Origin of the sequence: Campylobacter concisus, from assembly GCF_002165775.1 — a bacterium.
GTDB classification, from domain to species: Bacteria; Campylobacterota; Campylobacteria; order Campylobacterales; family Campylobacteraceae; genus Campylobacter_A; species Campylobacter_A concisus_E.
In genome coordinates, this window is the sequence record NZ_NDYP01000013.1 from 1 (window position 1) to 16543 (window position 16543).

13 protein-coding genes are annotated in these 16543 nt (G+C 30.6%); all 13 read right to left on the bottom strand.

From position 1 onward, the window contains the following. Positions 1 to 317 precede the first annotated feature (317 nt). Positions 318 to 3176 carry a type VI secretion system Vgr family protein gene (locus B9N66_RS09345; RefSeq protein WP_180382099.1) on the bottom strand — a complete coding sequence of 953 codons (2859 nt, stop codon included), beginning with the start codon at positions 3174 to 3176 and terminating at the stop codon, positions 318 to 320. Then, positions 3176 to 3721 (bottom strand): hypothetical protein, encoded by a 546-nt coding sequence (locus tag B9N66_RS09350; protein ID WP_107793909.1) that lies wholly within the window; start codon positions 3719 to 3721, stop codon positions 3176 to 3178. The genes B9N66_RS09345 and B9N66_RS09350 overlap by 1 nt, the downstream gene beginning before the upstream one ends. Continuing rightward, positions 3718 to 4209, bottom strand: a complete 492-nt coding sequence (locus tag B9N66_RS09355) for a hypothetical protein (RefSeq protein ID WP_257639821.1) — start codon at positions 4207 to 4209, stop codon at positions 3718 to 3720. The genes B9N66_RS09350 and B9N66_RS09355 overlap by 4 nt, the downstream gene beginning before the upstream one ends. 182 nt (positions 4210 to 4391) lie before the next feature. Further along, positions 4392 to 4913: an Hcp family type VI secretion system effector gene (locus tag B9N66_RS09360; protein WP_054195925.1), complete on the bottom strand. Its 522-nt coding sequence runs from the start codon at positions 4911 to 4913 to the stop codon at positions 4392 to 4394. Positions 4914 to 4978: 65 nt separating this feature from the next. After that, a complete protein-coding gene (locus B9N66_RS09365; protein WP_087580799.1) occupies positions 4979 to 5899 on the bottom strand; it encodes a hypothetical protein in 921 nt (306 codons plus the stop codon). 9 nt (positions 5900 to 5908) lie between these two features. Next, complete coding sequence (gene tssM, locus B9N66_RS09370) at positions 5909 to 9397, bottom strand: type VI secretion system membrane subunit TssM (RefSeq protein ID WP_087580800.1); 3489 nt, start codon at positions 9395 to 9397, stop codon at positions 5909 to 5911. A 78-nt stretch (positions 9398 to 9475) separates the two neighbouring features. Beyond that, entirely contained in the window at positions 9476 to 10372 is an 897-nt protein-coding gene (locus B9N66_RS09375; protein ID WP_087580801.1) for a type VI secretion system baseplate subunit TssG, read from the bottom strand. Next, positions 10369 to 12087 (bottom strand): type VI secretion system baseplate subunit TssF, encoded by a 1719-nt coding sequence (gene tssF / locus B9N66_RS09380; protein WP_087580802.1) that lies wholly within the window; start codon positions 12085 to 12087, stop codon positions 10369 to 10371. The genes B9N66_RS09375 and tssF overlap by 4 nt, the downstream gene beginning before the upstream one ends. After that, positions 12087 to 12476, bottom strand: coding sequence for a hypothetical protein (locus B9N66_RS09385; protein WP_087580803.1), 390 nt, complete (start codon positions 12474 to 12476; stop codon positions 12087 to 12089). The genes tssF and B9N66_RS09385 overlap by 1 nt, the downstream gene beginning before the upstream one ends. A gap of 7 nt (positions 12477 to 12483) precedes the next feature. Continuing rightward, positions 12484 to 13932: a type VI secretion system contractile sheath large subunit gene (gene tssC / locus B9N66_RS09390; RefSeq protein ID WP_072595333.1), complete on the bottom strand. Its 1449-nt coding sequence runs from the start codon at positions 13930 to 13932 to the stop codon at positions 12484 to 12486. 3 nt (positions 13933 to 13935) lie between these two features. After that, positions 13936 to 14421: a type VI secretion system contractile sheath small subunit gene (gene tssB / locus B9N66_RS09395; RefSeq protein ID WP_054195918.1), complete on the bottom strand. Its 486-nt coding sequence runs from the start codon at positions 14419 to 14421 to the stop codon at positions 13936 to 13938. 78 nt (positions 14422 to 14499) lie between these two features. Continuing rightward, positions 14500 to 15774, bottom strand: a complete 1275-nt coding sequence (locus B9N66_RS09400; protein WP_087580804.1) for a type VI secretion system domain-containing protein — start codon at positions 15772 to 15774, stop codon at positions 14500 to 14502. Then, positions 15775 to 16539, bottom strand: coding sequence for a type IVB secretion system protein IcmH/DotU (gene icmH, locus B9N66_RS09405; protein WP_084110013.1), 765 nt, complete (start codon positions 16537 to 16539; stop codon positions 15775 to 15777). It lies immediately after the preceding gene. Positions 16540 to 16543: the final 4 nt, after the last annotated feature.

Sequence of the window (16543 nt, forward strand, 5' to 3'; positions counted from 1 at the left end):
ATTGTCTTACCTCTCCCGTTAAGTCATTAAGTGCTCTTGCTATTCCTCCGTTTACGCTTTTAACTACTCCAGCTTCTTTAGCCATCATGTTCTCCTTATTGTTTATAGTATTTGAAATTTTGAATGAATTATATAAATTTTAGAAGGGCTTGTCTATTGTACTGGGGTACAATGCGAAAAATTTGTATGGCTAGCTTTTATCGTAGCTCTAAAATTTAGCCCTTGTCTTTAAAATTCTTAGCATTAATTTTAGTAGAAATTTATTTTATTTAAAAAATTTAAAGACTTGCCAACAAAGCAAGTCTTTAAACATAATCTTATAAAGCCTTTATATCTCCACCGATAACTCTTAGCCCTCTACTATCAAATATCGCCTTTACGCCAGCTACTTCTATCACGACGCTTGATCCTTCTATCGTTACTTTTGTGCTACCTACTTGATGGATTATCTTATCTTTGGCATTTACCTCATAAGTCGTCTCTATATTGCTAAATTTTGAATCAGCAATCTCAGTGTGCTGGGCAGCTGTTTTTGTTGTGAAATTTGACTTAGCATTTATATCAATGTAGCTATTTGCCTGAAGCACAATATGCTCATTACTAAATTCATTTATGCCTTTTTGTGAATTTAGCTTATAGCCACCATCTACGTTCTGCTCTTTTGTGCCTTTTACCTCTTTCATCTCATCATTATGTATGGTCGTATTAAGATTTGATTTTACTTCCACAAATTTATCATGTCCTACAAATTCATGACTATCTTGACCTACTCTTGTATTGTTATCAACAGCTATGTTTAGCGTATTTGAGACACCAACTACTGTATCTTTTGAAAGTCCAACTGTTGTTAGATACTCGCCTCCGACATTTACATTTTTAGCAAGATCTATCGTCTGGATGTGAGCTTTTTTTACTCGTTCAGTATAACTTCCATGCACTTGTGAGTTTTTGTCATTTAGTATTGTTTGAGAAAAGTCATTATTTACAAGCTCGTCATAGTCCTTTTCTGCTTTTACATAAATTTGCTCTTTATTTTTTAAATTTGATAAAGTGATCTCGTTTATACCGGTCTCATTTGCACCAATTGTTTTTGAGCTAAGAGATGTTTGGTGATAGTTACTGTCTACATTTACAAGTGGCGTATTTGAAGCATTATATAGGCTACCACTTACTACTGGGTTGTCTATGTCATTTTGTAAAAACGAGATGATAACCTCATCGCCGATCCTTGGTATGGCAAAAAATCCTGAGCTATTGCTAGCAATAGGCGTTATCACTCTTAGATAAGCACTCTTGTGATAGCTTGCGTTGATGACATCGTCTTTATCGATTATCTCTTGCGTACTAAAAGCATTTAACCTCACCTTTACCCTGCCATAGCTATCAGTATGGATCGTGTTATTTTGGCTGTTTAGTCCATCTTGACCGACTACAAGACCTAGCGTGATGTCTGGTGCTTTTGGCTTTTGTTTGTAGCTTGGGACAAATTTCACACTACTTGGAATGATGCTTATCTCATTTGTGTATGAGCTTATAAATTTTTTATCTTTAAACGGGACATTATCGCCTAAATTTAAGGTATTTTCTAAAACGCTCTCATCAATATAAGTATGCTTTAAAGCTATTATTTTAAACTCATATTCACCCTTGCTAGCGTCAATAGCTACCGAGATATTGTCATTTAAATTTAGCGCAAATACATTTGAGCTAGCGGTAAATTCTTTTAAAAGCATATCGCTTCTTAGTTTTTTAAGATATGTGCTAACTTCAAGCAAGCTAGTATCACTAAATGAATACTCGTCCAAATTTATATGCTTATCATAGATATTTACCTGCTCGTCAAATATCTTTTCATTTTTACTCTCTAACACATTTGGATAAGCTGTATTTTGAAAAGAGTGCGTAAAGCTATTTGCCTTTAGCGTCTCGCTCTTTGTTATTTTATTTATGTGTTCGGTTGCTAGATTATTATTCAAATTTATATTAAAACTTACTTTTCTAGCTTCCTTGCCGTTACTTATGTCACTTGAAGTAAAATTTTCATTTTGATTGCTATAAGCTAGTATAAATGTATCATGAAAATAAATTTTTTCATTGTCTTCATAAAAATATATACCACTATCATGACAAATCCTTGTTATGAAAGCTAGGTCACTCTCATTGTACTGGGCTATAAATTCTCTCTTGTTGTAGTTATTTTTGATATTTGAGAAGTCTAGCTCTTTGGTTAGTCTTTGTTTATTAAAAGCCAAAATATCTTTTACTACTTCTAAAATGCTCTGGTCTGTATAAATTCTGTTTGCTCTATTTATGCTTAGTCTATATAGTGGTGAAGTTAGCTTGAATTTAAAGAAGTATTTTTTATCTATATTTGTACTAGTCTCATCATCTACTCCAAGATACTCTACATCGCTTACTATTCCACTAAAGTGCATATCGTTTGAGCTACCATCTGGGACGATATTTTTATTTGTTGAAGACGGCCTTTTTATGCTTAGCTTTATACTTTTATCAAGATATTTATATATGCTTGAGTAGCTTTTATCGTTATTGTAGATGGTGTCTAAATTTTCATAAAGCGGGTTTTTCACCAAATTTATATAGGCAAAGCACTCTATGCTAAATATACTTTCTAAATTTTCATAAATATCTGCACGTGTAACGATAAATTTATCGTTTGACTCGTTTGCTATATGAAGAGTCGAGAAGGTATCGTTAGATACGCCGTAGTCCACAAAGCCATCTGTTGCTACTGAGTTGCCAGATGCTAGCATGACAGGCTTAGTCAGTGATGATGTTGGTGATGTTAAATTTTTGTCCATTTGTTGCTCTTTCAATCTTTTTTCGTTTTCTTCTTCTTGTAATCTTTTTTCAAATTCTTTAATATCAGCATCATTTAATTTAATCGTAGGCTTTGACTCTTCCAGTATGCCAAGCCTTTTTGCCTCTTTATATTTTCTGAATTTAATTTCTGTTTGATCGTCTATGCCTCTTTTTACTCCTTCTCCAGCAGCATCAAAAATTTTGCCCATTAGCGGAGATTTAGGATAAACTCTTATAAAAGCATCTACATTGTCTTTTGCATTTTGTGAGGTAGTTTTTTCTTTAAAGTCTTTTAAATCAGTATTATCATTTTTTACTTCGAGTTTCTTCTTGCTTATATTAAATAAATCCATTACCTATTCCTGCCTTCTACTAGCTCATCAAATTCTTTTTCGTCATTTACAATTTTTAAAATAGATTTTAAAACGGCATAATCTTTTGGGTCTTGCCCATGATCTAATAGTTTTTTGATCAGTTTAAATTTCTCTTCTTTAAATTCCTTATATTTTGATGTTTTTATAAATTTAAGCAATTCTTTACTGGCTCTTTTATTCTCTATTGGAACTCCATTGCTATTAAAAAAAAACGAAAAGTCAAGCCCTATTGATGTAGATAGCCAGCCATTTGGAGTAGCACCCTTGTCTAAAAGCATGTCAATAGTTCTAGTCTTGTTTGCATCGTAAGCAAATTCTAATAAATTCGATCTAGCCATTAAATTATTTAATTTTACGCTAGCATTAGCATCACAACCCAGTTTGTCTATATAATATTCTATGTATTTAGCGGTATTTTCATCAGTTATTTTTTTATCAAAAATAACCCCAAACATATCCGTGCAATTTGCTTCGTGTGAATACAAAGATGTTATGAGAAATATGATTATTGCCAATTGCTTCATTGTGCTAATTCCTTTTGAGTTCTATTCTTTAATAAATAATCTAAAACCTCTTCATCATTTACAAGCGTTAATACTTTCTGTAAAAGGATATAGCCTTTTGGATCTTGCCCATGTTCTAGGAGTTTTTTGATTAGCTTAAATTTCTCTTCTTTAAATTCTTTATATTTTTGAGTTTTTATAAATTCTAATAGCTCAGGGCTTGGTGACTGTCCTTCTAGCTTGACACCATTTTCTTCGAAAAAAAGCAAAAAGTCTAATCCTATTGAACCAGCCAACCATACATTAGGTACTGCACCTTTTTCTAAAATCTTGTCAATACTTTTAGGCTTATTTGCGCTATATGCAAATTCTAATAAACTAGCTTTCATTGTGAAATTCGGTAAATTTATACTAGCATTAGCATCGCATCCGAGATCATCTATGTAGTATTTTATATACTTAGCCGTTTCAGCGTCACTTAAATTTTTATTAAAAATGAGCCCAAACATATCCGTACAATTTGCTTCGTGTGAATATAAAGATGTTATGAGAAATATGATTATAACTAGGTATTTCATATCGCATTTCACATATCATGTTAATTTAAAAGATAAAGATAAAAAGGGCTCATCTGTGTCCTTCTAGCTAGAAGATGATTTTATTAACCCTAGGGGTAAACCCTAGGTTGGTTTTAAGCTTTTTTAGTAGCTTCTCTCCAGTCGTCGCTTCCGCTTGTGCCTGCAGCTACGTGTTCCCAAACTATCTTTCTATAGTTCATTGAAACTTTGAAAAGCTCTGTTTTATCACTGTTTAGCTTGTCTTGAGCATTTGGACTTACTAGAGTAATATCTGTTATAGTTGCATCTTCTAGTTTTGTAGTAAAGAAATGCTCTGCACCACCACTAGTTGATGTTCTATACCAATAGATCTCAACCTCTGGAAGTCTTTCACCTTGTGTTAAAGCATTGTAAAGAAGTGGAACAGCTTTATTTAGTGATGTAGTAAAACTAAATGGCTTATGAACTCTTTGACCTGATGGTTGGCCACTTTGTGGATCAGTTGGAACTGTTACTATATGAGAAACCTCTTGAGCCATGATCTCATCTTCGTGACCTGACTGATAGCGATTACCTATACTAGCTTCTGTTGAAGCACCGCTTGAAATAAGTCCTTGTGTAGAACCTTTCACTTTAATATACACTGGTTGTGACATATTTACTCCTATTAAAAAGTTTGGATTATTCTATCTTTTATTTACTTTCTGTTTTATTAAAAACATTACTTTTTTAACATATAGCTTTGAAGAGCTTTATGCAATAGATAATTAAACGCTTCCTTATCTTCCTTGGTACTTTTTAGCACAGCTCCTGAAAGATATTTAAAAAATGAGTTATTCTCGACTATATCATACATTTGGCTATATAGCTCTTTGCATATAAGTTTAACCAAAACAGTATTTATTAGTTCTGTCGAGTCACTAAGAGGAAGAGTTTTCATGATTGTTTCCATATCTTTTGTATTTAAAGTCCTAGTCTGCTCACTTATAGGGCTCATATTTGGTTGCAATTTTATACTCTCAACTATCTTTGTCAAAAGCTCATCCATGCTTTTTGCAGTAAGCATATTTTGATTATTTACATTTTCTTCTTCATCAAAATTTTGAGCTATCTCATTTAAATTTAAAACTGCATCGTGTGCATTTTCATTTAAAGTGATATCTTTTTTATCATTTATTAATGAGTTTATCTTTGGTTCTTCTTTAAAATCAACATTTGAAATTTTACCAACTGGCTCAAAACGTTTATCATCAAGTTTGTCAAAATTTTTCGTATTTTCTATTATCTTATGGGCTTTTCCTATATATTCATCAATCCTAGAAGGGTCTATAAATATAAATTTTAACTCCCCTATCCTAAAGACATCGCCAAAATTTATAACACTCTCATAGTCATCTGGAAGCTTTGAATATGAATCACTATAAAAAATTTCACAATCTTTATAGCCACAAATTGTGAAAACCCCCTCTTCAAATCCAACATGAGCGTGTTTTGGTGCGATTGAATCGCTCATATCATTACAAGAAAATTTTGTAATGTCTAGTGAGCCTATATCACCACCATTTTCATCAAAAATGATAAATTGAGCTGAAAAGCTTGACGCTTTATCGTAATTTTGTATAACTGCTGCTATTTGTTGCATATTTCTTCCTTAATAAAGCATCTTCTTTGGTAAATTTATCGTTGGTATGATATCCATAAGCTCTAAAAGCTCTCCTCCATTTGGTGTTACTTCAAAGCCAAAATACGAATCTCTTCTACCATCAAAATTAAGCGTACTAACGCCAACACTACTAAAATTTGAAGCTTTTAATATCTTATACCAGCCCCATTCTCCATCAAAGCTTAGCTCTTTTCTCTCGCTTCCAGTACTTGAAACTGCATTGAATTTAAACTGCGTTGATATATCAAAATTTTTGCTTGAAACTATCAAATTTGAGGCAATTGTATGATCATAAGTCAAAGAGTTATTAGAATAACTAATATTTATATGGCTAAAATTTGCCGATAAGTCAACAGCTTTTAAATTATAATTTAATTTTAGCTCATCATTTGAATCAAGCATTAAATTTGAAATTCTGTCTATATAGGCAATATTTTTAAGAAAATCCCTACTAAATCTTAGCTCTTTTGCGTATTTTGGTCTTATTTTATAACCATCAGCTGTTTTACTTAAGATTTGTTTTAGATATCTATCATAAAAGCTATTCCAAGTTCCGTTTTTGCCAAAAAATCTTTTAAATTCTTCTATGCTAACAGCCTTTGGAGATTGTTCATTAAATGGATAAAATGGCTTGATAAGACTTTCAAAATCATCAAAAACATCATCTCTATATGCTGTTGATAAAAGCGCTGAAGCGCCATTTTCTACTTGTTTCCACGCAAGTGTCGATAACTTTTGATAATATTCATTTAACTCATCTGGAAGCTTCTTAGCATCATTATTCAAGACAACAAATGGGTCGTTTTCGTTTTTTATGCCATTTATTGCATAAACTATTTTATCATCGTTACTTTGAAGCATTTCGAAGTTATAGTCACTAACTTTTTTATAAACGCTTGTTACGTCATTACTTATAATATCTAGCAAGTCATTAGAATTTAACGCATGATAGTTAGTAAATTTAGCACTAAAATCACTGAAAACACGCTTTATCTCACTTGAAGCAAATCCTAGAGAATAGATATATTTTAGTAAATTCTCATCATTTAAATTTGTATTTTGATTAGTTAATTTTATTAAAGAATTTAAAGGATTTTCTCTCTTTGACAAGATGTCGAGCTCTTCTATGACCTCTTTTTTTGTGCTAAATTCATTTGGCTCTATTTCTCTTAAAATTTGACTCCATTTATCAGCATAATTTTGTAAATAAAGCTCTATTACAGCAATGCTTAGCTCCTTCTTATCACTTGAACTAATATCTTTTAAAGAAGAATTTGTCTCCATTAACCAAGATTCTATTCCAGCTGTTTGATCTATGTTTGAGCTAAGCTTTGACAAGAAATCTCTTAAATTTTCTTTTGTATAAATTTTATTAAATGGCTTAAATGCTTCTTTTTCTTGGACTACTGTGTATAAATTTTCAACATCTTTTTTAATATCGTAAAAAGATTTATCGTCCTTGAATGATATGAACTCAAGTATATAGTAGAGCCTTTGTGCTCTTTGGACAGGTGATAGCCTCGTATTTGCTATACTTTGAGCAACTGTATCTGCGGTTATATTTAAATTTTCTGCCTTTAAGATAGCCTCAATATGAGATAAAAATTCATCTTTTGCAACGCCATATTTTTCAAATTTATCCCAGTTTGTGCTAATCCAAATTTTAAATAAATCCACATTTGTATAGTCTTTGTCAAAGAGCGAATCATACATATAAAATGCTTTTATTAGCTTATCTGGATCAATTTCATTTTTTAGTATATTTTCCATTTCAGTTAAAACTGTATTTTTAAAAAAATCAGCATTTAAATCATAGTAAAGTGCTTTAACTGGAGTGAAGCCTTTATACGAAGTATCTAGTGTTATATACTCAAATTTAGTATCGCCGCTAAATATTCTTGGATAGTCATTTAGACTTTGTTTTAGTAAATTTAGAAGCTCAATCTTTTGTGTTGGAGAGAGATCCTTGTATTTTTTACCATCAAGGTATGAAGAAATTTTATTTGCATTATTTATAGCATTTTGCTCTTTTATGTTTTTGGTGTCTAGAATAAAACTAGAACCCAAATATACTCCGGCACAAAGTATGGCTACTAAAACAAAATTTGCAAATTTTGTAAATCTATTTTGAGCACCAAATTTATTTAAGTTGGCTTTAAAAGCTATCTCTTTTAAAAATGATTTTACAAAATAGCTTTGTTTACTATAGTTATTTACTGCTCTTAAAAGTGGTTTTTTGATGTTATATCTATCGCAAATAGTGTTTGTAAGGTAGTTTATAGGTATATTTTCTTGATAAGCACTGACGAAATAAATTCCATTTATGGTTGAGCTATTTTTAAGTGCATTTTGAGAGCTTAGTTTTGTTACAAAATCTTTCACTAAAGCAAAAAAATTATCAAGTTGTTTTAAAAAGAGATATGAACGTTTTTTATCTTCCAATAAATGCGAAATCGAGTTCTTACTCATGAGATGTTTAAATAGTGACTCGCTTAGTCTTTTTAGCTCAGTTTCTAGTGATTGTTTTGAGAAATTTGGATCTAAGTTTATTCCTAAAGCTTTATTTGCCACATCTTCATTGAAAAGCCTGAAATAATCTCCCATACCATCTATTAAGTCAAGTTTGCTAAAAACAATATAAATAGGGAATTTAATGTTTAGATGTTTCTCACAGTCATTAACCCTTTTTATCATATATCTAATTAATTCATCAAAATATTCTTGAGTGCCTTCGAGGAATTTTTTAGTGTCTATGATTAAAACCGCGCCACTTAATCTAGCGTTAAAATCATTTCGTTTTAAAAAGTGCAAAAATTCACTCCAGATACTTTTTTTAAGCAAGTAATCCCTATTTTTATCCACATCATCCTCAGGAAGCTCTTCAGTAGCTGTTGGCTGATACAAGCTCTCTTGTGCAAAATGTATACCCTCAGTATCTAAAAGCGCACCAAATTTTGAAATGTAAAGATTAAAGTTTGTTGTACTTTTGTGTATTTTTTTATAAGTATCTAAACTATCAGATAATGGAAATTCGATATTTGAGTAGTTTATAAATGCGCTCTTTCCAGCACCTTCATTACCCATTATCATTATTAAAGGTAATTTTTTAAAATTTATATCTTTTTTCCATGTTGTTTTGGCATCTTTCAAAGAAAGCATAAAATTTCTTTTTGCCTTACCAAAGCTATCCATAGACTCTTTTTTTATCTCTTTTAACTTATTATTTTTTTCATCTTTTTGAGATGCTAAATAGTGCATTAATGGTTTGATTAAAACAAAAAACAAAATAACTGCCCAAAATGCAATTAATATAGTGACTCTTGAACTTATACTAGCAAAGCTATATACATCGTTAAAAGCTATAAGTGGAGCGTAAAGCCAAAATAAGATGCTTAATGCAATAGAAGCTACCAAAATTGTACTGTGTTTAAATCTAAAAAAGACAAAAAATCTTCTTAGGTAATCGATAAATGCCATTGATGCACATCCTTTTACAAATAAATATATTTCTTTAATGTAATAATAACAAATATTTTAGATTTTATATCTAAAAATTTAAGAGCAAAGCCTAAATTTTATAAAATTTGACATATTTTTATTACTTTTAAGCCTTGCACCAAGGCCTATTTTACTATAACTTTCATCTATCCCAAGCTTTAATTGCATCTTTTGAGAATAGTTTATTTTTATGTATAAATCGGCAACAAATTCATTGTTTGTAAAAAAGATAAGAGTATCTTGAAGCTCTTTAAATTTTCTTCTTTTTGGAAAAAAATCAATAGCTTCTTCATAATCTATGCCATTTATATAAACTGCTATCTTAGTTTGTTTCTCAAAAAGCTTTTTACCAAGTATAAAATTTCTACCCAAAGTCCTATTTTTGATACCAAGCAAATTTAAATTTGAAGGCGCTATAAAAATTTGATTTGGTAAATTTTCCAGCAAAAATAGTTTATTTTTTAAATTAAAATGATGCTGCAAGGTAAACTCGATCTCTCTTTTAGGCCTTCTTTGGCTAATGATAAGCGGAGAAAATGGTAAGAATTTTTTTGCTAATTTTTTATCGTTTATGTTTAATATATCCAATAAAATCTTTGAAATTTTATCATCAAGCTCTTTTTCAAAGGATCTTGCATAATTTTTTAAACTAATGCTATCAAAGAAAAGCCAAAGCAAGTAATTGTCAAAAAAGTCAAAAAATTTCTCAAAATTATTATCGCTACTCTTTGAGATCTTTTCTAAAATATAGCTTGTAAGATGCGAGGCACTTCCCAAAAGACCCATAAAATTTACGACAATTTTTACTGCATCCTCTTTATTTAAGCTTTCAAGCTCATTAATCGGATAAGCAAAACTTGGGCTATTTTTTAAAAAAATATCTCTTCTATCGTGGTACTTTAGGCAGTTCTTTACTAACTTAAAAAAAGAAGCTTGATTTAGTTCTTTGTTCATATTAATTTTTTTGTACCACCTAAAAAGTCATAATTAAGCAAAATTTTACTCTTTATACACTTTATTTTAAGTTCACAAAATGAATTAATTGATGCAAATTTTGATAAAAATTTAGCCAAATTTATACCTAAAGCATAGACATTTCCAATACTCTCAAATTCACTTTCATCTATATAGAATATGCAGAGCAACCCTCTTTTCGCAAAGCCTTGATCAACTCTATAAATTTGCTTCGTTTTTATATCATAAAGCGATTTTGCAAATTTTTTAAAAAACTCATCATCTGGCACGCTAAAGGTATTAAGAAGTGCTAAAAAAGAATCCTTCTCTAGTATACTTTGATAGCTAAAAGATAATATGCTAACTAGTTTCCAAAGAAGATTTCCATCTATTTTTACTCGCTTTACGCTAGTTGGAATAGTTAAATTTTTAGTTGTTACACCTTGATGGGATAACACTCTATCTATCTCACCAAGCTTTAGATTGCAAGGCAAATCACCATTGCAACAAAGTGCATCTATGCTAATGGTTTGATCTTTAGAGTCACTTTTAAAAAAAGAAATTTCTTTATAAGAGTTTAGTTTTATATCTGTTTTATTGCTGACAAAATAATAATCTTTTGCTCGCTCATCATTTAAAAATTCGAATCTCTCAAAACTTTTATAGTTTTTTAATATCCTTTTTTCATTATTACTGCTATGGGCGACCACTTTATTGATTGAAACGATTTCATAAGCATCGATATTTGAGCGATCTAGAAAAATTCTATATTCGCTTCGCCTATTGTTATTCAAAATAGGCTCGGCGCTCATTGCAAATAAATTTATTGCAGGCGTAACAAAAAGAGAAAAATATTCTAGCCTTGGTACATATCCACTTGGCATATCTTTTGAAAATATGAATTTAATATTAAAGCTTTTTGCGGAAAAATTTTTAAGAAAGCTAAGCCCATTTAATCGCATAAAATTTAACTTTGAAGGAAAAAATGATAGCTCTTTTAAAAGCTCAAATGCTTCAAATCCAAACTCATCACTCTTTATCAAACGCTCATCAAACTCATCTAAACTAAGTTTATCAGGGCTTAACTTTATCTCTTGATCGCTATCTTCAAAACTTATTGTAATAAATTTCAAGTAATTTTTTAGCCACATTAAGAGCGTAGAAGAGAAGTAAACATTATCTCCAAGATATAAATTTAAAAAGTCTATATCGAGTTCTTTAGTGCTAAGCTCGTCCTTTGTAACGCTTATATTTAAATTTAGAAGATAATCACTCTTATTGTTTGACATAAAAGCTTTTGTTATCTTTAAGGGAAGCAAATTTATGTCAAAGATTGTTTGAAATTTGCACGTTATGCCATTGATCTGCTTTGACTCGACTATACTTCCTTTTGGTATAAATTCTTTTGTCCCAGAGAAGTCATCTCTTAAGGTAAATTCTTGCATACAAACTGATGGAAAAGGATTTGTATAGCTTGGCATTAATATATTTACTAAAGACTCAGCGATTAGTGGGATATTTTCATCTAGTTCTTGCCTGATCCTAGATGTTAAAATAGCCATATTTTCTATTATGCTCTCAACATCAGGATCTTTGCTTTTAGTATCTAAAAAGGGCGCTACTTTTGGAAAATTTTTAATAAAAAGGGCTCTTGTTTCATCAAGATATGCCATTTCTTTTTGAAAATAAGCTAGATTATTTTCATTATAATCCATTATAAAATCTCACAATATCTATTGTTTTTAAAAATAACTTTTAGCAAATACTCTTTGAAATTATCATTTTTATGCTTGTAATTTATATTAAAGATGATACGCCAAGGCTTTAGTGAGTCATCGTATCCGATAGATGTTACTTCTATTCTATTCTCATTTGAGGTGATTAGTTCATATATTGCCATACCAAGTTTATGACCAAGCTCATTTATTTCAACACCCATCGACCAAAGATCGATAATACTATCGTTTAATCGGCCGTAGTTACCAATTCTAGAGTTTAAGATAGTATCAATGTGATCTTTTATGTCGCTGTCTAGATCTTTAAAATATGGACGTAGTTTTGATTCGTCACTAAATTCATATAAAATTTTATCTATCAGCGACATAGCAAGCTTACTCTTTGTCTAGTTTTCCGACTAAAGAAAGCTCGAAATTTGCTCCCATAAATTTAAAGTGAGGTCTAGCCAAAAGCTCTATTTTATACCATCCAGGCTCGCCGGCTATATCGCTAACGATTACTTTTGCGCTTCTAAACGGTCTTCTACTTCTAACATCTGCTGGTGGATTTTCCTGATCTGAGATGTATTGTCTTAGCCATTCATTTAAGCCGCGCTCAACATCACTACGCTCTTTCCATGTACCTATCTCTTCTCTTTGAAGCACTTTTAGATAATGAGCCAAACGAGAGATCAAAAATACATAAGGTAGTTGAGTTCCGAGTCTGAAATTTGTCTCAGCAGCTTTACCTTCTGGAGTATTTGGGAAAATTTTAGGCTTTAACGCAGAGTTTGCTGAGAAAAATGCAGCGTTATTGCTATCTCTTCTTAAAGTAAGAGCGATAAATCCATTTTCTGAAAGTTCAAATTCTCTTCTATCTGTGATCAAAACTTCTGTCGGAATTTTTGTTTGAATGCTTCCATAATTTTCATAAGTATAAGTTGGAAGATCCTTTACAGCACCGCCACCTTTTGGCCCAATAATATTGCCGCACCATCTATAATCAGCAAAACTATCTGTAAGCCTTGTAGCAAACGCATAAGCTCCATTGCCCCAAAGCATATCATCGTGATTATTTACAGTTTCTCTATAATTAAAGCTCTTTATAGGGTTATCTTCTGGCACATAAGGAGATCTTGTAAGAAATCTATTTACCATACATCCTGTGTATTTTGCATCTTCATTTTCCCTAAAAGTTCTCCATCTTGTATATTGTGGGCCTTCTAGCATGCTTTTTAGATCTTTTATATTTTCAAGCTCACCAAAATTATCAAGTCCAAAAAATTTAGCAGAAAGAGATGTAAGAAGTGGTGAATGGCTCATTGCAGCAATTGATGACATTTTATTTAAAAAAGTCATATCTTGATTTGATTTATCTAGCTCATAATCGGCCACTATCGCACCAACTGGCTCACCACCAAATTGTCCATATTCAGCTGAATAAATTTGTTTATAAAGTGTACTTTGAGTTATATCTAGGTTGTTTTCAAAATCATCTAAAATTTCTTCTTTTGTAGCGTCTAAAAGATCAATTTTTACATTTTCATTAAAATTTGTTCTCTCGACCAAAAACCTAATTCCACGCCAAGTTGATTCTAGCTCTTGAAAAGATTTATTGTGTAAAATTTCATCCATTTGAGCAGATAAAAGGGTATCAATGTGAGCTATCATCTCATCAAGTGCGAGCTTGTTTATTTTATCTTCAGCATTATTTGTTGTGATTATATTTGAAATAAACTCAGCAACTCCTTGCTTTACAACGCTATAACTCTCGTCATCTTTTGAATATTTACTCCTTTGCATTATGCTTTCAATGATAGGAGTTTTAACTTTAGTTTCAGACATTTTTTATTCCTTATCTTGTTCGTCTTTAATCTCTAAAAGAAGTTGTTTTCTACTATCTTCATCTTTTATAGCTTCTAAAACCGCTTTTCTAAAATCAGGCATATTGCCCATAGGACCTTTTAATGCAACTAAAGCTTTTCTAAGCTGTAAAAGTTTTTTTAGCTCAGGAATTTGATTTATAATATTATCTGGATTAAAATCATGGATGCTTTCAAAATCAAGGTCAATATTTAAGTCTTCATTATTAGAATTTAGCTTGTTTTTTACAGAGAAATTTGTATGAATATCTAAGCTTTTCATAACCTGATCAAAATTTATTTTATTGATAGAAATCACTTCACGATCTTCAAGTGGAGTTTGGTTTTCACCAGTTAAATTTGCAACTACCATAAGTTTTAATGGAAGCTCTACATCAGCCTCTTGGTCATTTGTCTTAGTTTTATAAACTATATTTATGCGTTCTTTTGGTGGGATTAGATTATCTGCCATAGTAACATCCTTTTTTCATAAATGATTTAAGAATTATATTTAAATAAAATTAAAGGTGATTTAAAAAAACATATTTTATCACACAAATGTTTTTGCCTTTATATATATGTCTGATAAATAATCTTTAAGCTCGGTATTTTCTATAAAATTAACTATTTGTGCATAGGTAGCTTTTGCATTATTATTCATGCCTTGTGCAGTAAAAATTTTTGATAATTCAAGCATAAAATTAAGCTCGCTTTGAGCACTTGAAGCATGCTTACTTTTGTCTAGTTCTTTTATTAGATCTTCAAAGTTCATATCTTTTTTACTATCACCGCTGGAAGTAAATTCCAAAGAGTTACTTTTAATAAAAAATTTGCTTATATCTTCGCTAAAAAAAGCTTCCCCGCTTTGAAATTTGAGCTTTTTTATATCTGGAAATTTATCAATAAAATTTAAAACCATATCACAAACAAGATCGCTTTGCCTTGCAAGTCCAGCACTATTTAAAAACTCGCAAAATATCTTAATGCCTTCTATCCAAAATGGATTAAGTGCTAAATTTCTTATAAATTTTTCTAAATTATCAAGATTTAGTTCGTTACTTTTTTTTAAAAACATAATTAGATTTTCATCAGGATAACGTATCTGAGTTATTTGATCGCTACTTGATGGAAGCGCCTTTATTCTGCCCCACATTGCTTCAAAAATTAAAGCATAAGCATTAAAATTTTTAATATCACTCTTTAAAAGCATTAGTGATAAATTTATAAAATATTCTCTAAATTCTCTATCATTAAATATACTAATGTCATTGCCGCTAAACGAAACGCTTTGATGATAAAGTGGCTCAGTTTTAGTAATTACTTTTGGCTCTTTAGCTTTTAAAATTTCTTCTTTTTTTTCTTCTATATAAAGCGTATCAAAATGTGTGCCAAGCTCTTGCGAAAGCTCAGGCACAAGGTCATTAAACGCTTTTGCGTCAGCTTGATCCAAAGCTTTATCATTAGCTTGCGTAAAAAGCTCTATTGTTTGAGCTATTATCTTTTTTTTGGCAGGTAGTTGTTTTTCGTTTTTTGTAAGTGAATTTGGCTCTTTTTTTAAAATAGATAAAAAAAAGGCAAAGACTTTTATAAGTGTATTAAAAGCCTCTTTATCGTTTAAATTTATAGCAGAAATCGCTAAAAAATTTAAAAGCTTAGCATCAAGACTAAACTCACTTAACGCTTTTAAAGATGAGCTAAATACATAATCCCACTTTATGCTATCATGCATCAAAGTTTTATACTTTGACATTTCATCAGTTAAACTAATATAAAGCTCATTCTCTAAAAAATCTTCATTAAATTTATTACAAAAATTATCTTGCACTTACTTATTATCCATAAAATTCTCTATCTTATTATTTAGGATGCTATCGTTTCTGATATTGTTTTGATCCATAGAATATGTACTATATAAAAATGCAGCTGCAATCATGGCAATAGCTAGCAAAATGAAATAAAATTTTAAGCGCTTTAGTGAAAATACCTCAAGAAAGCTTTTCTTTGTCTGTTTTAAGTAACTCTTTTCAAATACATTTTCATCGGCCTTTATGAGCGGAGAAACGGCCGCAGCTATATTTTCACAAAGATAAGAAATTTTTTCATTGCAATCTTCTTGGGTTTCATATTTTCCTTTATAACCAAGCACCAAACAAGCATATATAAATTCTAAGAAATCTTTGTTTTTACCAACATTTTCAAACCACTTATCCATAATGCCAAAGAATTTATTTCCACCTAGATTTTCATTAAAAAATCTTGTTGTCAGGGTATTATTGGCCCAAAAGCTGTTCATAAAAATTTCATTTTTTAGTAAGCTCTCATCTATAAAAACACAAAGGCAATATCTAAGTCTAATGATATCGTCTTCCTCGTAAATGCCTAGATTTGATATCTTTGAAGTAGTGCTTAAGATATCATTTATCAATTTTTCACGTAAATTTGCCATTTCGCTTTGTGAAAAATTTTGTAATTTTGAAACCCTATTTGCCAAAAGAAGTAATGGTAACACATGATCTAGTGCAAGATTTGTGCCAAGACCCAAAAGATTTGTTTGACTTAAAACTGAGGTTTCATTTTGATTTTCGTTCATTTTT